The 16,702-nt window shown below is 63.9% G+C and carries 17 protein-coding genes; 8 read left to right on the top strand and 9 right to left on the bottom strand.

The window, feature by feature from the left end:
- The first annotated feature begins 133 nt into the window (after positions 1–133).
- Positions 134–577: a CHRD domain-containing protein gene (locus tag FJ948_RS04470; protein ID WP_140701958.1), complete on the top strand. Its 444-nt coding sequence runs from the start codon at positions 134–136 to the stop codon at positions 575–577.
- Between the two features lie 132 nt (positions 578–709).
- Here FJ948_RS04470 and FJ948_RS04465 read toward each other — a convergent pair whose 3' ends face one another.
- The 3 genes from FJ948_RS04465 to FJ948_RS04455 all read right to left on the bottom strand — a co-directional run bounded on the left by FJ948_RS04465 (position 710) and on the right by FJ948_RS04455 (position 4,560).
- Positions 710–2,359 carry a thiamine pyrophosphate-binding protein gene (locus tag FJ948_RS04465; protein ID WP_140701957.1) on the bottom strand — a complete coding sequence of 550 codons (1,650 nt, stop codon included), beginning with the start codon at positions 2,357–2,359 and terminating at the stop codon, positions 710–712.
- Positions 2,356–3,531 (bottom strand): CaiB/BaiF CoA-transferase family protein, encoded by a 1,176-nt coding sequence (locus tag FJ948_RS04460; protein ID WP_140701956.1) that lies wholly within the window; start codon positions 3,529–3,531, stop codon positions 2,356–2,358. The genes FJ948_RS04465 and FJ948_RS04460 overlap by 4 nt, the downstream gene beginning before the upstream one ends.
- A gap of 96 nt (positions 3,532–3,627) precedes the next feature.
- Positions 3,628–4,560 (bottom strand): alpha/beta hydrolase, encoded by a 933-nt coding sequence (locus FJ948_RS04455; protein ID WP_140701955.1) that lies wholly within the window; start codon positions 4,558–4,560, stop codon positions 3,628–3,630.
- 187 nt (positions 4,561–4,747) lie between these two features.
- Between FJ948_RS04455 and FJ948_RS04450 the strand changes: the two genes are divergently transcribed.
- Both FJ948_RS04450 and FJ948_RS04445 read left to right on the top strand, forming a co-directional pair.
- Positions 4,748–5,755, top strand: a complete 1,008-nt coding sequence (locus tag FJ948_RS04450) for a ribonuclease (RefSeq protein ID WP_140701954.1) — start codon at positions 4,748–4,750, stop codon at positions 5,753–5,755.
- 85 nt (positions 5,756–5,840) lie between these two features.
- Positions 5,841–6,452, top strand: coding sequence for a hypothetical protein (locus FJ948_RS04445; RefSeq protein WP_140701953.1), 612 nt, complete (start codon positions 5,841–5,843; stop codon positions 6,450–6,452).
- Positions 6,453–6,470: 18 nt separating this feature from the next.
- Here FJ948_RS04445 and FJ948_RS04440 read toward each other — a convergent pair whose 3' ends face one another.
- On the bottom strand, positions 6,471–7,757 hold the full coding sequence (locus tag FJ948_RS04440) for a GGDEF domain-containing protein (RefSeq protein ID WP_140701952.1): 1,287 nt from the start codon (positions 7,755–7,757) through the stop codon (positions 6,471–6,473).
- A 260-nt stretch (positions 7,758–8,017) separates the two neighbouring features.
- Between FJ948_RS04440 and ettA the strand changes: the two genes are divergently transcribed.
- The 4 genes from ettA to FJ948_RS04420 all read left to right on the top strand — a co-directional run bounded on the left by ettA (position 8,018) and on the right by FJ948_RS04420 (position 12,179).
- Complete coding sequence (gene ettA / locus FJ948_RS04435) at positions 8,018–9,667, top strand: energy-dependent translational throttle protein EttA (protein WP_140701951.1); 1,650 nt, start codon at positions 8,018–8,020, stop codon at positions 9,665–9,667.
- 45 nt (positions 9,668–9,712) lie between these two features.
- Positions 9,713–10,483: a trans-aconitate 2-methyltransferase gene (gene tam / locus FJ948_RS04430; protein WP_140701950.1), complete on the top strand. Its 771-nt coding sequence runs from the start codon at positions 9,713–9,715 to the stop codon at positions 10,481–10,483.
- 113 nt (positions 10,484–10,596) lie between these two features.
- Positions 10,597–10,929, top strand: a complete 333-nt coding sequence (locus FJ948_RS04425) for a hypothetical protein (RefSeq protein ID WP_140701949.1) — start codon at positions 10,597–10,599, stop codon at positions 10,927–10,929.
- 128 nt (positions 10,930–11,057) lie between these two features.
- Positions 11,058–12,179 (top strand): beta-ketoacyl-ACP synthase III, encoded by a 1,122-nt coding sequence (locus FJ948_RS04420; RefSeq protein WP_140701948.1) that lies wholly within the window; start codon positions 11,058–11,060, stop codon positions 12,177–12,179.
- Positions 12,180–12,193: 14 nt separating this feature from the next.
- Here the strand turns inward: FJ948_RS04420 and FJ948_RS04415 are convergent, their stop codons facing one another.
- A complete protein-coding gene (locus tag FJ948_RS04415; protein WP_140701947.1) occupies positions 12,194–12,760 on the bottom strand; it encodes an isoprenylcysteine carboxylmethyltransferase family protein in 567 nt (188 codons plus the stop codon).
- Positions 12,761–12,954: 194 nt separating this feature from the next.
- Here FJ948_RS04415 and FJ948_RS04410 point away from each other — a divergent pair, with 194 nt between their 5' ends.
- Positions 12,955–13,572 carry an MOSC domain-containing protein gene (locus FJ948_RS04410; protein WP_140701946.1) on the top strand — a complete coding sequence of 206 codons (618 nt, stop codon included), beginning with the start codon at positions 12,955–12,957 and terminating at the stop codon, positions 13,570–13,572.
- Between the two features lie 36 nt (positions 13,573–13,608).
- Here the strand turns inward: FJ948_RS04410 and FJ948_RS04405 are convergent, their stop codons facing one another.
- The 4 genes from FJ948_RS04405 to tsaA all read right to left on the bottom strand — a co-directional run bounded on the left by FJ948_RS04405 (position 13,609) and on the right by tsaA (position 16,533).
- Positions 13,609–14,448 (bottom strand): SDR family oxidoreductase, encoded by an 840-nt coding sequence (locus FJ948_RS04405; RefSeq protein WP_140701945.1) that lies wholly within the window; start codon positions 14,446–14,448, stop codon positions 13,609–13,611.
- 155 nt (positions 14,449–14,603) lie between these two features.
- On the bottom strand, positions 14,604–15,560 hold the full coding sequence (locus tag FJ948_RS04400) for a D-amino acid aminotransferase (RefSeq protein ID WP_140701944.1): 957 nt from the start codon (positions 15,558–15,560) through the stop codon (positions 14,604–14,606).
- 137 nt (positions 15,561–15,697) lie between these two features.
- Positions 15,698–16,012, bottom strand: coding sequence for a DUF2293 domain-containing protein (locus tag FJ948_RS04395; protein ID WP_140701943.1), 315 nt, complete (start codon positions 16,010–16,012; stop codon positions 15,698–15,700).
- Positions 16,009–16,533 carry a tRNA (N6-threonylcarbamoyladenosine(37)-N6)-methyltransferase TrmO gene (gene tsaA / locus FJ948_RS04390; protein WP_140701942.1) on the bottom strand — a complete coding sequence of 175 codons (525 nt, stop codon included), beginning with the start codon at positions 16,531–16,533 and terminating at the stop codon, positions 16,009–16,011. The genes FJ948_RS04395 and tsaA overlap by 4 nt, the downstream gene beginning before the upstream one ends.
- Between the last annotated feature and the right edge of the window lie 169 nt (positions 16,534–16,702).

Raw genomic sequence — 16,702 nt, 5'->3', positions numbered from 1 at the left:
GCGACCGCCCCTTTTTCATACGCTCCGATCACAAAGCCGTGTGCGGGGATACATTGCTCCCTCCAGCCGTTGCATTGGAGCATACGCGCGTCGGGGAGCCGCGACGGATGCTTCATCCAATCGGAGGTTCTTCATGCGCGCTCACTCTTTCCTGCCGGCGCTGTCGGCGCTCGCTATTTCCACCGCTTTCCTGTTCGCATCGCCAGCCATGGCCGAGGTGGTGAAATACAAGGCGACACTCGATGGCGGCCAGCAGAGCCCAGCCGTCACCACCAAAGGGAAGGGGACGGCCACGCTCACCTTCGACACCACCAAGAAGAAGCTCAGCTGGAACGTGAAATATTCCGGCCTCAGTGGCCCCGCGGTGGCCGCGCATATCCACGGCCCGGCGGCGACCGGCGAGAACGCGCCTCCGGTGATCCCGTTCAAAGGCAAGCTGAAGAGCCCGATCAAGGGATCGGCCACGTTGACCGACGCGCAGGCCGCCGATCTGGAAGCCGGCAAATATTATGTCAACGTGCACACAGCCGCCAACAAGGACGGCGAGATCCGTGGCCAGATCGAAAAGGCGATGTAGGGCGCGGGGCGCGGCCAACGCTTGAGGGCCGGCGCGAGGCGCCCCCCTCTGTCCTGCCGGACATCTCCCCCTCAAGGGGGGAGATTGGCAGCTTGGATGCAGCGCCCTTTCTTTGGACGCCGATCGGTTGCTTCAGCTCCTGTCGCGGATCTGCGTCATCGTGCGGGTCGGCGTGATCGCTTCCGGGTCGAGCCGGATCTCGACGATCGCCGGCTTGCCGCTGGCCCGCGCGCGTTCGAAGGCCGGGGCGAAGTCCTCGGTCTTCTCGACCGTCTCGCCATGGCCGCCATAGGCGCGTCCAAGCGACGCGAAGTCGGGATTTTTCAGGTCTGTGCCGACCACACGGCCCGGATATTCGCGCTCCTGATGCATGCGGATGGTGCCGTAAATGCCGTTGTTGACGACGATCACGACGATCGGCATGTCGTACTGCACGGCGGTGGCGAATTCCTGCCCGTTCATCAGGAAGCAGCCATCGCCGGCAAAGGCGACCACGATGCGCTCAGGATAAAGCGCCTTGGCCGCGACCGCCGCCGGGGTGCCGTAACCCATCGAGCCGGAAGTCGGCGCTCCTTGCGTGGCGAAGCGGCGGAAGCGATGGAAGCGATGGACCCAGGTGGCGTAATTTCCGGCGCCATTGGTGAGGATAGCATCGTCCGGCAGGACCTTTTCCAGATAGTTCATGATCGGTCCCATCTGGACCGTGCCAGGACCGCTTTCCGGCGGCGTCGACCAGTCGAGGTAAGCGGCGTGCAGCTTGGCTGTTTCGCCCGCCCATGATGGCGTGCTGGCCGGCTTGCGCTTGGCGAAGGCCTCGACGAAAGCCGCCGGCGAGGCGTTGATTGCCAGCGTCGGGCGGTAGACCCGGCCGAGTTCTCCGGCATCGGCATGGACGTGCACCAGCGCCTGGTCGGGATAAGGGCTCTTCAGCAGCGTGTAGTCCGAGGATGGCATCTCGCCCATGCGGCCGCCGATCAGCAGCACGACATCGGCTTGCTTGATCGCCGTCGCCAGTTTCGGATTGATGCCGATGCCGACATCGCCGGCATAGTTCGGATGCAGATGGTCGAACAGCATCTGGCGGCGGAAGGAACAGCCGACAGGAAGCGACCAGGCCTCGGATATGGCGCGCATCCGCGCGACTGCCTCCTCATTCCAGCGCGTGCCACCGAGTATGACGAACGGTCGCTTGGCGTTGCTCAGCAGCATGTCCAGCGCGTCGAGTTCGGCTTCGCCGGGATAGGTTTCGACCGGCGTGTGTGGCAAGGCGGAAGGCGCCTCGACCACACTGGTCAGCATGTCCTCCGGCAGCGAGATGACCACCGGGCCGGGGCGGCCAGACGTCGCCACGGCGAAGGCTCGGGTGACGAATTCAGGGATGCGCGAGGCATCGTCGATCTCGACCACCCATTTGGCGATGTCGCCGAAGAACCTGACGTAATCCACCTCCTGGAAGGCCTCGCGCTCCTTGGCGTGGCTGGCGACCTGGCCGATGAACAGGATCAGCGGCACCGAATCCTGCATGGCGATGTGGATGCCGGCCGAAGCATTGGTGGCGCCGGGGCCGCGGGTGACGAAGCAGATGCCAGGGTTGCCGGTCAGCCGGCCCTGGCAGTCGGCCATCATGGCGGCACCGCCTTCCTGGCGGCAGACGATGGTGCGGATCGGGGAGTCATGCAGCGCGTCGAGCACCGCAAGGTAGGATTCGCCCGGCACGCAGAAGATACGGTCGGTGCCGTTGGCTTCGAGGGCGTCGACGATCAGTTGTCCACCGGTCTTCATTTCCCAGACTTCTCCAGTTCGGCAAGGATTTCGTCGGTGTGCTCGCCAAGGCGCGGCGAGGGCCGTTCGTAGACGAGCGGCGTCCCCGACATCACCATCGGCGCGCGCACCGACGGCAGGCGATTGCCATGGCCGTCATCGAGGTCGAGCCGCATGCCGCGCGCAATGGTTTGCGGGTCGGCGAACATCTGGCCGATCGTGTTGATCGGGCTTGCCGGCACGCTTGCGGCTTCGAGCTTGGCCAGCAGCGGATCGCGATCCCAGCTCTTCAGCGCCTCGATGATGCGTGCGCGAAGTTCCACGCGGTTGGCGACACGGGCCGGATTGGTGGCGAAATCGGGATTCGCCGGCAAATCGTCCAGCCCGACTGCATTGCAGAATTTGGCGAACTGGCCGTCATTGCCGACCGCCAGGATGATGTGGCCGTCCCTGACCGGAAGCACTTCGTAAGGGGCGATGTTCATATGCGCATTGCCCATCTGCACCGGCGACTTGCCGGAGACGAGATAGTTGAGGTTCTGGTTGCCGAGGGCCGAGATCTGGGTGTCGAACAGCGCCATGTCGATGTGCTGGCCTTCGCCGGTTTGTCCGGCGTGACGCAAGGCGGCCTGGATGGCGATGACCGAATAGAGGCCGGTGAAGATGTCCGAGATGGCGACGCCGGCCTTCTGCGGCTCGCGGCCGGCCTCGCCGGTGATCGACATCATGCCGGCCATGGCCTGGATGATGAAATCGTAACCGGCGCGTGGCGCATAGGGTCCATCCTGGCCGAAGCCGGTGATGGAGCAGTAGACCAGGCGCGGGTTGATCGCTTTCAGGCTCTGATAGTCGAGCCCGTATTTCTTCAGGCCGCCGAGCTTGAAGTTCTCGATCAGCACATCCGCCGTGGCAACCAGCCGCCGCACCGTCTCGGCGCCGTCGGGCGTCGAAAAGTCGATGGCGATTGAGCGCTTGCCACGATTGCAGGAATGGTAATAGGCGGCCGACAGGTTCTCGCCATCGTGGCTCATGACGAAGGGTGGACCCCATTTGCGGGTGTCGTCGCCGCCATCGGGGCTCTCGACCTTGATGACATCGGCGCCGAGATCGGCGAGCAACTGCCCGGCCCAGGGCCCGGCAAGAATGCGGGCGAGTTCGACGACGCGGACGCCTTTCAGCGGGGGCTCAGCCATATATCACCGTGATTGCAATCATCCTGATTGCTGCGAAAGCAGAGCCTCTATCAAGCCCGGCAGCGGCTGTCACGGTCCTTGCAATGGGCCAATCCGTCACGCCTTCAGGACATTGTCCGCCCAGGCGGCGAAATCGCCCATGATGGTGTCCCGGTTCACCTCGTTCAGGCTTTCGTGGCGGGTCTCGGCGTAAACCGTTGAAACCAGATTCGAAAAGCCCATCTTGCGCATGCGATTGGCGAGGTGGGCGATGCCCTTGCCATAGTCCGAGGCGGGGTCTTTCTCGCCGCCAACGATGGCGACGGGGAGGTCGCGGCGAACGGTGGCGAAGCCTGCATCCTTGCCGCCGTTCAGCGCCATGGCGACGACATCGCGCCACATCGAGATGGAGGCATCCCAGCCGCACAGCGGATCGGCGATGTATTTCGCCACCTCCGCCTCGTCGCGCGACAGCCAGTCGAACAAGGTGCGATGGTTGGGCACCGCCTTGCCCCAGGCCTGGAAGGTGAGTTTCGGCAGCAGGCGTGACGGGACATCGGAGCCGAGCCGCATCCGTTCCCAGGCGAGGACACCGAGCGCCATCTGGCCGAGCAGGCCTTGTGAGAAATTGCCGTTCCAGATCGCGGCGGCATGAATGCGCCCGTAATGGCTCAACAGGTAGTTCAGCGCCACGGACGCGCCCATCGAGTGGCCGAAAAGGATCACCGGCAGGTCAGGCTGTTCGCGGGCGATGAGATCGTGGAGGGCGTCGACATCGGCGATCACCTTGGCCGGGCCGTCCTTGTCGGCGAATCTGCCGAGCGGCGCGTCGGGCGCCTTGGTCGCGCCATGGCCACGGTGGTCATGGACATAGACATGGAAGCCCCGGGCGGCCAGGAAAGCGGCGAAGCGGTCGTAACGCGCGGCATGCTCGGCCAGACCGTGATTGATCTGGACCACCGCCCGCGCGGGGCTGTCGGCCTGCCGGACGAACAGATTGAGGTCGGCGCCGGTCGGCGAGCGAACCACGCGCTGCTGGCTGAATGGCATGCCGACTGGTCTCCCCCTGGTTCGTCTTTGCGATGTCCAAGGTGTGCGCCAGCGCCGGATTTGCGTCAATCCGGCCCGCCGGCCTTGCCGCGACGATCTTTCTTGCCACGGACCCGCAAAATATCGCAATTCTGACATGGAGACAGCTTCAGTCTGTCGCCCACTTTCTTCCAGCCGGGGATTCTCCATGCGCATTGCTGTTGTTTTCGGATTGGCCTTGCTGGCGGCATCGCTGGCCGGGGCGGCGCGGGCCGACGTCAAGATGAGCGGCACTTTCGTAGCCGACGCCTCTTGTCCGGCAACGCAGGCGATCAAGAACGGCAAGAATCCGGGCAATGTCTCGACCGATGCCGGACAGAGCTATCAGCTGCTCGCCGGCAACAAGGACACGCCGACCCACTATCTCATCCTGGTGCCGGGCGCCGATCCCGAGCGCCGCTGGGTGAAGGTCAGCTGCGGCCATCTGTCGGGCAGCAGCGCCGCGGCCGTGCCTGCGGCACCCGGCGGGCAAGGCAAGCCCGCCCCATCGGGAAAACCCGAATATGTCTTCGCCTTGAGCTGGCAACCGGCCTTTTGCGAGACCAAGTCGAACAAGACCGAATGCAAGGCGCAAAACCCCGGCGAGTTCGATGCCACCAATTTCACGCTGCACGGCCTGTGGCCGCAGCCGAACGGCAATTTCTATTGCCAGGTGTCGGCAAGCGACAAGGCCAATGACAATCCTGCCCATTGGAAAGACCTGCCTCCGGTCAATCTCGACGCAGGCACGCGCACGGAGCTCGACAAGGTGATGCCAGGCACCGCCTCGAAGCTGGAACGGCATGAATGGATCAAGCACGGCACGTGCTACGGCAAGAGCCAGCAGGAGTATTTTTCGGATGCTCTCGGCCTGATGCGGGAGGTGAATAGCTCGCCGGTGCGCGATCTCTTCGCCAGGAATATCGGCGGCAAGCTGACGGCCGACCAAATTCGCGGCGCCTTCGACACCGCCTTTGGCTCCGGTGCGGGAGACCGGGTGCGGGTGTCCTGCGTGATCGATCCTTCGAGCGGCCGCCGGCTGATCGGCGAACTGACGCTCGGTCTTGCCGGTCCGATCGGCCCGAACAGTTCACTCAAGGACCTGCTGCTGGCCTCGGTGCCGACCAACAAGGCCGGCTGCCCGACAGGCACGGTCGATGCGATCGGGTTCCAGTAACGCGGGGGATTAGGCAGCCAGCCGGGCTTTCGCTTGTTTCGGCTGGTGTTATGTTTGCGTGGCGGTTCATTCAGCGGGGGTTGCAATGAGTGGCATCACGAGCGGCGCGCTGGCGCGGCTGGCCTTCTGGGCCAAGGGCATGGTCTCGATCAACGATGCCCGCATGGAATGGCCCGGTTTTTCCTACAGCGAGCCTGAGTGGACGCGGATGCGCGCGCTGTCCGCGCCGATCGGCGCCGGTACCTATCAGCTCTTCACGGTCGTCAACGCGGCGATCTTCATCGCCATCGCCGCCCTTGGCATTTTCGGCGTCTTCCTGCCGCTGGCGACGCTGCTGTTTCCCGTCCCGGCGGAGACCAGCGCGCTGAAGTTCTCGCTGCTGCTGGCGGCTTGCGCCTTCCTCATCATCGGGCTCGGCCTGCCGATCTCGATGCGCTTCTCGGCCATGCTGGTCGGCGGCAAGGCGATGCGAGAGGCGCTGGTTCCAGCGGCCGGGGATGAGGTGCTGGCATCAAAAGTGTCCTGGCAGATCAACCGCATCATGCTGATCATGTGCGGCCTGCTGGTGCCGGGTATCCTGCTGTTCATCGCCTATGACATCGAAGCCGGGCCGATCATCACGGCGCTGAAATGGCTGGCGATCGCGCTGATGGCGGTCTCGACGCTGACCGGCATCGCGCGGCAGCGGAAGTCGTAGCGACGACGTCAGATCCGGCTAAATCTGGGCGGACCTGGTCCAGGCGACGGGGGCATCGGGCTCATGCCCGCCGGGTTCGCCGACGACGCGGTCGCGCCCGGTCGACTTCGCCTTGTAAAGACGCTGGTCGGCGAGCGCGAACAGGTCGGCCAGGCACTGCGTCGTTTCGCTGACGGTGGAAACGCCGGCGCTGACGGTCAGTTCGAACCGGCTGGTGGCGGCCGATGCCTTGACCGCCGTGCGGACGCTTTCGCCAAACAGCCTGGCGACGGCATGCGGACGCGAACTCAGGATGGCGAATTCCTCGCCCCCGATCCGGAACACCTGGTCCTCGGCGCTTGCCGCCTCGCAAAGCACGGCCGCGACCGCCTTCAGCACCTTGTCGCCCTCGGCATGGCCGAAGCGGTCGTTGATCGATTTGAAGTGGTCGACATCGACGATGAGCAGGCTGAGCGGCCTTGCCGTGCGCAGGCTGGACTGGACGGCGGCCTCGCCATCGGCATCGAAGCGCCCGCGGTGCAACAGGCCGGTCAGGCCATCGCGGCCGACATGTTCGACCAGCGCTTCGTAGCGCTCGCGATAGGTCAGGGTTTCGAAAATGTCGGTCAGGCCGCGCGGCATCTGGATGTCACGGACCTCGAACCATCTGAGATAGGCGACCAGCATGGCGCTGAAGGTCAGTGCGGCCACCATCTTGGCGAACCAGCCGCCGAAGAAGACCGCGATCGGCGCGCCGGCAACGAAATGCAGTGCGGTGAAGAAGCCTGCCTGGTCGAAGGTGAGCACGCAGGCGACGCAGATCAGGATGCGCGCGAACTGTGCCTGGCGCAGATACCTGCCAAGCTTTTCATAGAGCAGGATGATCAGGATGGCGTCGATGAACAGCAGCGTCGTGCCCCACACCATCAGCCAGCCCATCTCGTCGATGAAGGCGATGTCGGGCATCTTGCCGTCGGGCAGCGGCGCGATGGCATGCATGCGCAGCAACAGCCCCAGGCCGATCATCAGCGCATTGCCAAGCAGCAGGCCATAGATGGGCTGGCGCACGGTGGCGGCGTCTTCCTTGATGTAGAGCAGGAGCAGCATCACCAGCTTGCCGGAAAACAGCACCGCCGAGCCCGGCGAGACCATGCCGAACGGCAAGGCGACGTAAAAAACGCTGGCGAGATAGGTTTCCAGGAAATGCATGGCGCCGAGCGCGCAGACGAAGACGCCGAGACCAATGCGCTTGCGGAAGCGGAAAAGCGTGACCATGACGCTGAAGTAGACGACGGCTTCGGCGAGGAGCAGGAAACTGTTCAACACGACCGTCGATCCGTTCTCTCTCGCGCCAGAAATCGCGGCAAGCCGGCGATTCCACCCCGATCCTGTTTTGACGCCCAAGGGTTAACCAGAGATTTCGAGGCGCATGGCGGCCGTTGGAAAACTTCATCGGCGGCGCGCACATGTTCGTGTGGCTGGCCTGATCTGGCAAAAGCGATTGCCGTTCGCCGCCGCATCGCCTACATAGCGGCCAACCTCCATTCAATTCGACAAATCCAGTCATTTTTTCAGGGAAAGCGCGCGTGGCACGCCAGTTCATCTATCACATGGCCGGCCTCAACAAGGCCTATGGCACCAAGAAGGTGCTCGAGAACGTTCATCTGTCCTTCTACCCCGACGCCAAGATCGGCATTCTCGGCCCCAACGGCGCCGGCAAGTCGACGATCCTCAAGATCATGGCCGGCATCGACAAGGACTGGAGCGGCGAAGCGTGGCTCGCTGAAGGCGCCACCGTCGGCTACCTGGCGCAGGAACCGGCGCTCGACCCGAAGAAGACGGTGTTCGAGAACATCATGGAAGGTGTCGCGGCCAAGACCGCCATCATCGAGCGCTACAACGAACTGATGATGAACTATTCCGACGAGACGGCGGACGAGTCCGCCAAGCTCCAGGATGAGATGGACCGGCTGAACCTTTGGGATCTGGAACAGCAGGTCGAGATGGCGATGGAAGCGTTGGGCTGCCCGCCCAAGGATTCAGAAGTCACCAAGCTGTCGGGCGGCGAGCGCCGCCGCGTCGCGCTCTGCCAGCTCCTGCTGCGCCAGCCCGACCTTCTGCTGCTCGACGAACCGACCAACCATCTCGACGCCGAGACCACGGCGTGGCTGGAAAAGCATCTTCGCGCCTATCCCGGCGCGGTGATGATCATCACCCACGACCGCTATTTCCTCGACAATGTCACCGGCTGGATCCTCGAACTCGATCGCGGCCGCAGCATTCCCTATGAGGGCAACTACACCAAATATCTCGAAGCCAAGGCCAAGCGCCTCAAGCAGGAAGGCCGCGAGGACGACGCCCGCCAGCGTGCCATCGGCCGCGAGCGCGAGTGGATCCAGTCCAGCCCGAAGGCCCGTCAAACCAAGTCCAAGGCGCGTATCCAGGCCTTCCAGGACCTGCTGGACGCAGCCGACAGCCGCCGTCCGACCGACACGCAGATCGTCATTCCGCATGGCGAGCGGCTCGGCAATGTGGTGATCGAGGTCGACGGCCTGTCGAAGGGCTTTGGCGACACGCTGCTGATCGACGGCCTGGAATTCAAGCTGCCGCCGGGCGGCATTGTCGGCGTCATCGGCCCGAACGGCGCCGGCAAGACGACACTGTTCCGCATGATCACCGGCCAGGAAAAGCCGGATGCGGGCACAGTCCGCGTCGGCGAGACCGTCAAGCTCGGCTATGTCGACCAGAGCCGCGACCAGCTCGATCCTTCAAAGACGGTCTGGGAAGAGATTTCGGGCGGCGCCGAAGTGGTCAAACTCGGCAAGTTCGAGGCCAACACGCGTGCCTATTGCGCCTCGTTCAACTTCCGTGGCGGTGACCAGCAGCAGAAGGTCGGCAATCTGTCCGGCGGTCAGCGCAACCGCGTGCATCTGGCCAAGATGCTGAAGACCGGCGGCAACGTGCTGCTGCTCGACGAACCGACCAACGATCTCGATACGGAAACGCTCGCAGCACTCGAAGACGCACTGGAAAATTTTGCCGGCTGCGCCGTTATCATCTCGCACGATCGCATGTTCCTCGACCGCCTGGCGACGCACATTCTCGCCTTCGAGGGCGACAGCCATGTCGAATGGTTCGAGGGCAATTTCGAGGATTACGAGCAGGACAAGATCCGCCGGCTCGGGCCCGAAGCCGTCAACCCGCACCGCATGACCTACAAGAGGCTGACGCGGTAAAGGGTTTACCGGGCGGCGAATTTCTCAGGAATATGAGGAGCTCAAATGGCTGATTGGTCCGCCGCCCAATATCTGAAATTCGAGGACGAGCGCACGCGGCCTGCACGGGACCTGGTGGCACAGGTTCCCGTCGACTTTCCGCGCCGGGTCGTCGACATCGGCTGCGGACCGGGCAATTCGACAGAACTTCTGGTCGGGCGCTGGCCGGACGCGCAGGTGAGCGGCTTCGACACCTCGCCCGATATGATCGAGAAGGCGAGGGCGCGCCTGCCCAATGTAAGCTTCGATCTGGCGGACGCCTCCAAATGGCAGCCGGCCGAGCCCGTCAATGTGATCTTCGCCAACGCCGTCTTCCAGTGGCTGCCGGAGCATCCGGCGGTGTTCCAGCGGCTGATGGGTTTTCTCGCGCCCGGCGGCGCGCTGGCCATCCAGATGCCCGACAATATGGGCGAGGACTCGCATCGCCTGATGCGCGAGACGGCGGCGGAAGCGCCATTTGCCGAAAAATTGAAGAGCGCCGCGCGTGCACCCTTGCCGACCGTGTCGTTCTATTACGACCTGTTATCGCCGCTCTCGGATCGGCTCGACATCTGGCACACCGTCTACAACCACCCGCTCGCCAATGCCGAGGCAATCGTCGAATGGGTGAAGTCGACCGGGCTGAAGCCGTTTCTCGATTCGCTCGATGCGGAGGAGCGCAAGTTGTTCCTCGACAGCTACACGGCCAGGATCGCCAAGGCCTATCCGAAGACCGCCGACGGCAAGGTGCTGCTGCGTTTTCCGCGTCTCTTCATCGTCGCCAAGCGGGCGGGCTAGGCCAACATTACCCCTTGGCCAGCGCGTCGTTGCTGCCGCTTGACCCGTTTTCGCCGCCATGCGCAATTCATCTTGCGGGCTCATGATGGCCCGTATGCAAGGGGGTGAATGCGATGTTGAGAAAACTGCTTTATGGGTGTGGGGTGTGCGCGGCGGCGCTTCTGGCTTTTTCGGTCTCGGCCGAGGCCAAGCGAGCACGGTGCTTCACCAGCGATGACGGCTATTTTGCATGCGCCTACCGGGCGATCGACGATGCCGGCAGCTTCCGCATCTCGGCGCCGGGCTATCCGACCTATGTGCTGGAGATCGACGGACCGGGCTTTGCCTATGGCTATGTCAATCTCGGGCGGCGCAACGTGCCGCTGCCGGGGCAATTCGTGCGCAGCCGCGACGACGGCGCGTGCTGGAACAACCCGCAGACCAATACCAAGCTGTGCGCCTGGTGAAGCTTGTTGAGCCGGCCCAAACCTTTGGTTTAAGCCGGCGTAAACCGGCCAGATGAGAAAAGTGTTGCGCCGAAGCGTTTCGGCGCCCACATGAAGCCGCATCGCCCGCGGATGGGACGGACTGGAACATGCATCGCGTCATCATCAGCGGCATCGGCGCTGAAATCCCCAAGCCTGTCATCACGAACGAGGAACTGGTCGCCAGCTTCAATGCCTGGGTCGACACGGAGAACACGCGGCGCCAGGCCGCCGGCGAGACGCCGCTGCAGAAATCGGATGCCGACTTCATCGTCCATGCCTCGGGTGTGCGCTCCCGCCACGTGATCGAACGGGAAGGCATTCTCGACCCGACCCGCATGGCGCCGCGCATTCCGGCGCGCCCGGACGACGCGCTTTCGCTGCAGGCGGAATTCGGCATCGCTTCGGCTGGGAAGGCGATCGAGCACGCCGGCATCGAGGCGTCGGAGATCGATCTGGTGATCTGCTCGTCCTCGCATCAGCAAAGGCCGTATCCGGCAATCGCCATCGAAATGCAGGCGGCTCTGGGCACGCGCGGCGCCGGCTTCGACATGGGGCTTGGCTGTTCGTCCGCGGCGGCGGCGCTGCACATGGCGGTCAATCTGGTGCGCTCGGGCGCCCACAAGCGCGTCCTGGTGACGACGCCCGAGATCATCACCGGCCATCTCAATTTCCGCGACCGGCAGACGCACTTCATCTTCGGCGACGCTTCGGTGTCGATGGTGGTCGAGGGGCTCACCCAGGGGGAGAAGCGGCCGGGCCGCTTCGAGGTGCTGGACACGCGCCTCTGGACGCAGATGTCGAACAACATTCGCACCAATCTCGGCTACCACACCCGCACCGCCCAGGACGATCCCTACATGATCGACCTTGAGGGCAATCTCATCAAGCAGGTCGGCAACAAGGTGTTCAAGGAAGTCACCGTCGCCGGGCACAAATTCATCGTCGAATTCCTTGCCGAGCACGGTCTGACGCCGGAGGCGATCAGGCGCTTCTGGCTGCACCAGGCCAATGCGCGCATGAACGCGATGATCCTGAAACTGGCGTTCGGCCATGATGTCGACCACGACCGCGCGCCGATGGTGCTGGAGCGGCTGGGCAATACGGCGGGCGCCGGCGCCATCGTGGCGCTTTCGGAAAACCATGCCGACATGAAACCCGGCGATTTCGGCCTGATCTGCGCCTTCGGGGCCGGATATTCGATCGGTGGCGCGCTGCTGCGGATGCTGTGACCGAGGGCTGCGCGTCAGGCCGGCGTGAAGGGAACCAGCATCGGCACTCGCCGCGCGTAATCATCATAGGCGGGGCCAAGTTCGCCGCGCAGCAAACCCTCTTCCAGCCTTGCCTTCACGACGACGCCGATGATGAGCAGCGCCGTCCCCGCAATGCCCCAGATCGTGCCCTTCGCCGCCATGGTGGCGAGCACCGACAAGAGCAGCCCGGTATAGATCGGATGCCGGACCAGGCGATAGGGGCCGGTGTCGACCACGCGATGATCCGCCTTGGCGGTGACCGAGGCCGACCACAGCCTGCCCAGATGGATGCGCGCCCACCAGGCGAAGGCGATGCCGACCGCAACCAGGGCAACGCAGGCCCAGGCTTCGGTAAGGGTCGGAGCCCACAATCTTAGCCGGCCTTCATAGCCGTGCGCTGGAATGAAGAGCAGGGCGGTGCCGGCCAGCCAGAAGACGCGGTAGCGGGCCTCCGCTCCAATGGTGGCGCGCTTTTTGGCCGGATCGGCCCAGGATGCGGCGAGGATCCAGGATACCACCCAGAACAGCCAAAGCGCTGCGATTGCCGTACCGGGGCGCATGCGGAACCTCCATCCATGGTCTGGACCACCATGAAGCCGGCGCGGCGCGGCGGCAATGCGGCGCCGCGCCGGTTTGCGGTAAGAAGGTTGTGATCAAGCGGCATCGTCGCGGCTGATCCTTCCATCAGCAATTTCGACTGGACGTCTTCAAACCCAGCCAGCTATTCCAATGCTTCGCGAAAGGACGCAACGCCATGCTGGATCTCTTCCCCGAGGCCGAGAAGCCGGTCGAAATCATCCCGGCGAAGAAGCTTACTGCCCGCGCGGCCGCGCTCTATGTCGCGCCAGCGGATCATTTCCAGACAAGACCTGTGGATGAATTGCGTCTGGGTTTCGACGGCATATCGGGCGATTTCCATGCCGGGCCGACGCGGCGCTCGGGCGGACGCGAGCCGTGGTATCCGCGCGGCACCGAGATGCGCAATGAAAGGCAGCTCTCCATCGTGGCGGCGGACGAACTGGCCATCGTCGCCGAACGGATGGGCCTCACCGAAATCAGGCCCGAGTGGATCGGTGCCAATCTGGTGATCGAAGGCGTACCGCATCTTTCGATGCTGCCGGCAGGCACGCTGTTGTTCTTCAAGGGGGGCGTGACCCTCAAGGTGGACGCACAAAACGGACCATGCCGTATCGCCGGACGATCGATCGCCGAGAACGTCGGAATGCCCGATGTCGAAGCCGGTGCGCTGTTGTTTCCCAAGGCGGCGAAGCGGTTGCGCGGCGTCGTCGCCTGGGTTGAAAAGCCCGGCATCGTCAGGACCGGCGAAGAGATTTCGGTGCGCGTGCCGGAGCAGTGGATCTACAAGGCATAGCCACGCCGGGGAGGCGGCGTGGCAGAACGGCAAAGGTCAGCCCTTGCGGTTCTTGTTGGCGCCTTGCGCCATGACGGAGACGTGGTCCCACTTGTCCCAGGTGGCGAGGCGGTTGGCGTATTCCTGGCGGATCATCGGCAGGCCGCCATCGCCGAAGAATACCCTGAGCGGCGGCTCGGCCGCATCGACGATGGCAAGCATGGCCGGGCCGGTCGCCTCGGGATCGCCGGCAACCGAGCTGGCGCGGCGCTCGGCCATCTTGGCGCGGGCAGGCGCATAGGCCTCGATCGGCTTGGAGACCTTGGCCGATGCTCCCGACCAGTCGGTGGAAAAACCGCCCGGCTCGACCAGCGTGACATGGATGCCGAATTCCGCGACCTCGATGCCGAGCGACTGGCTGAAGGCTTCCAGCGCCCATTTGGAGGCGTGGTAGAGGCCGAGCGAGGCAAAAGCATTGACACCGCCGATCGACGAGATCTGGATGATGTGGCCGGACCGCTGCGCCCGCATGATCGGCAGGGCAGCCTGCGTGACCCAGAGCGCGCCGAACACATTGGTCTCGATCTGGTCGCGGGCTTCCTGCTCGCTGACTTCCTCGATGGCGCCGAAATGGCCGTAGCCGGCATTGTTGATGACGACGTCGAGCCGGCCAAAGCGCTTGTGCGCCTCGGCGACAGCGGCATCGACGGCTTTCTTGTCGGTGACGTCGAGCTTTATCGCGGCGATGTTGTCGCCGTATCTTTCGACGAGATCGGCGAGCGTGCCTGTGTCACGGGCGGTCGCGGCAACGCGGTCGCCACGCGCCAGTGCAGCCTCGGCCCAGACGCGGCCAAAGCCTTTGGACGATCCGGTGATGAACCAAACCTTGGATGTCATGATGTGGAATCCTTGCCCCTGCGGGCGTAATTTCTGGATAAAAGCGGAGGCTTCTCCGCTTTCGGGCATATACGGCCTGTCCGGCGATTTTCCAGAGGCGAGGGGAAATCTTTTTGAACAAGGCGCCTTCTGATCTCTGACCAGGCGCCGCTTAGTCAGGGGTAGTGCACCTCGGTCGACCAGGCGGGGTCGTCGTGCTTTTGCCAGTAGAGCGCCATCAGCCGGCTGGTGATCGGTCCGACCTTGCCGCCGGCGATGTCGGCACCGTCAACCTTCGTCACCGGCATGATGCCGCCGGCGGTGGAGGTGATGAAGACCTCGTCGGCGGCCTTGAGCGAGGCGATGCTGACATCGGCGGCCTTCGCGGTGAGGCCTTCCTCGCCACAGAGATCGAAGACGGTGCGGCGGGTGATGCCCGGCAGCACGCCAATGGCCGGTGTCGCCAGCACGCCGTCCTTGACGCGGAAGACGTTGAAGCCCGGGCCTTCGGCGACATTGCCGTTGAAGTCGAGAATGAGCGCGGTCTCGGCGCCGCGATCGTAGGCATCGTAGAGGCCGCGCACGAGATCGAGCCAGTGGTAGTTCTTGATCGCCGGATCGATCGAGGCTGGCGGAATGCGCACCTTGTCGCTGATGGCGACATGCAGGCCCCGCTGCAACTGCTCGGCATTGGCGACCGAGCCGAACGGCACGGCGAACGCCATGAAGCGGTTGATCGCCTGGCGCGGGTCGCGGCTGAAGCTCGGCGAAGCGCCGCGCGTGCACAGCATCTCGACATAGGCGGCGCGATGACCCGAAAGTGCCGTGCAATTGTGCAGGATCTCGGCGATGCCGTCGCGATCGAACGGGATCGTCATGCGCAGCTTCTCCAATCCGCCGAAGAAACGGTCGAGATGCAGATCGAGGCGGAAGAAGCGGCCGTTCCACACATGCACCGTATCGTAAGTGGCGTCGGAGTGCAGAAATCCCCAATCCAGCACCGAGACCTTGGCTTGCGACATCGGCAGGTACTGGCCATCGAGGAAGGCAATGCCGTCGGGATAGGAATGCGGGTCGATGTGGCGATCGCTCACCACAGGCGGCGGCGGTGTATCCTGTGCGATTTGGCTCATCGGCAGCTCCTGGCCATTGCCTCACAAGCTATCGGCGGCAGGCCGGGCGCATAGAGCCAGTCGTCCGACTTCAGTCGTCCTCGATATGGCGATCCGGCCAGCATGGCGAGGTGAGCACTGTTCCGTCCGGCATAGCCTCATTCCTCTTCGTCGTCGGCGTCGAGCAGCCGCGTGGCGCGCCAGCGCGTGAGCACGATGTTGGTCTGCTCGATGACGAAGAAGCGCGCGGAGTCGCGGTCATAGCCCTCGCTGAGCAGCTTTTCGTAGTCCGTGTGCATGTGACGGACATGCGCAATCGTCGCCAGCCAGACCGCGATCGTCGGCGGTAAGGTCTTCATATGCACCGCGCCGGCGTCGGTGCGGATCTTTTCCATGTCAGCATAGGGGGCCAGCGGTAGAAGTGCTGTCAGCGCCTTGGCGATGGCGCGGCGGCGGCCGGTCGGCGCGCTCATCGCTCCTCGCGCCCCTCAACGGTCGCCTCGGCAATGGCGTCGGTCGAGGCGAAATAGGGCTTGATGTCGATGACCGGCGTGCCGTCGAGCACGTCGATGGCGTCGAGGTCGATGCGTCCGGTGGAGACGTCGAGCGCGACGAGCTTGGCTACATGCAGGCCGATCGGGTTCGGTCGGGCCGGCGAGCGCAGGCCGAATACGCCTTTGGCATCAGCCGCATGGCGGGGTTTTTGCACGATCAGATTCCGCGGCGCGTGGTGCAGCCAGGAGAGGATGACGACGTGGCTGGCGCGCTCCAGTCCGCGCAGACCTTCTCGATAGGGCGCTTCGATGGTGAGCACCGCGGGCTGTCCTCTCTCGCGCGCCGTGCGCATGTTCTTCGGGCAGCTTTCCCGGGTGATCCAAGGTGAGGCGATGCGGCCGATGAAGACGATGCCGCCATCGGGCGGCATCGTCGCCGGATCCTGCTCCAGTCTCCGCTCGCCTTCGCGTGCCTCGAACATCTCACGCGGTTCGCTCATTCTGCCCATCTCAGCGCTGGTGCCTGTCATTGCCCCAAGACCGCACCACATTTTGCCGTGGTACGCACCGGAAAAACACGCATGCGGCATTTTGTTGTCCGGGAGCGACATAGCGCTTGCACGGTTTTAAAAATCGACATAAACATATGTTTATATCTTTTTCAAAGAG

The organism is Mesorhizobium sp. B2-3-12 (assembly GCF_006442205.1).
GTDB lineage: Bacteria > Pseudomonadota > Alphaproteobacteria > Rhizobiales > Rhizobiaceae > Mesorhizobium.
This window is presented reverse-complemented; position numbering and strand designations above follow the sequence as displayed.

Coding starts and splice junctions, on each gene's coding strand:
- FJ948_RS04460 (WP_140701956.1), bottom strand. CDS start 3,531: ATGGCTGAGCCCCCGCTGAAAGGCGTCCGCGTCGTCGAACTCGCCCGC.
- FJ948_RS04405 (WP_140701945.1), bottom strand. CDS start 14,448: ATGACATCCAAGGTTTGGTTCATCACCGGATCGTCCAAAGGCTTTGGC.
- FJ948_RS04415 (WP_140701947.1), bottom strand. CDS start 12,760: ATGCGCCCCGGTACGGCAATCGCAGCGCTTTGGCTGTTCTGGGTGGTA.
- FJ948_RS04420 (WP_140701948.1), top strand. CDS start 11,058: ATGCATCGCGTCATCATCAGCGGCATCGGCGCTGAAATCCCCAAGCCT.
- FJ948_RS04465 (WP_140701957.1), bottom strand. CDS start 2,359: ATGAAGACCGGTGGACAACTGATCGTCGACGCCCTCGAAGCCAACGGC.
- tam (WP_140701950.1), top strand. CDS start 9,713: ATGGCTGATTGGTCCGCCGCCCAATATCTGAAATTCGAGGACGAGCGC.
- FJ948_RS04455 (WP_140701955.1), bottom strand. CDS start 4,560: ATGCCATTCAGCCAGCAGCGCGTGGTTCGCTCGCCGACCGGCGCCGAC.
- FJ948_RS04450 (WP_140701954.1), top strand. CDS start 4,748: ATGCGCATTGCTGTTGTTTTCGGATTGGCCTTGCTGGCGGCATCGCTG.
- FJ948_RS04425 (WP_140701949.1), top strand. CDS start 10,597: ATGTTGAGAAAACTGCTTTATGGGTGTGGGGTGTGCGCGGCGGCGCTT.
- FJ948_RS04470 (WP_140701958.1), top strand. CDS start 134: ATGCGCGCTCACTCTTTCCTGCCGGCGCTGTCGGCGCTCGCTATTTCC.
- FJ948_RS04410 (WP_140701946.1), top strand. CDS start 12,955: ATGCTGGATCTCTTCCCCGAGGCCGAGAAGCCGGTCGAAATCATCCCG.
- FJ948_RS04445 (WP_140701953.1), top strand. CDS start 5,841: ATGAGTGGCATCACGAGCGGCGCGCTGGCGCGGCTGGCCTTCTGGGCC.
- tsaA (WP_140701942.1), bottom strand. CDS start 16,533: ATGAGCGAACCGCGTGAGATGTTCGAGGCACGCGAAGGCGAGCGGAGA.
- FJ948_RS04395 (WP_140701943.1), bottom strand. CDS start 16,012: ATGAGCGCGCCGACCGGCCGCCGCCGCGCCATCGCCAAGGCGCTGACA.
- FJ948_RS04400 (WP_140701944.1), bottom strand. CDS start 15,560: ATGAGCCAAATCGCACAGGATACACCGCCGCCGCCTGTGGTGAGCGAT.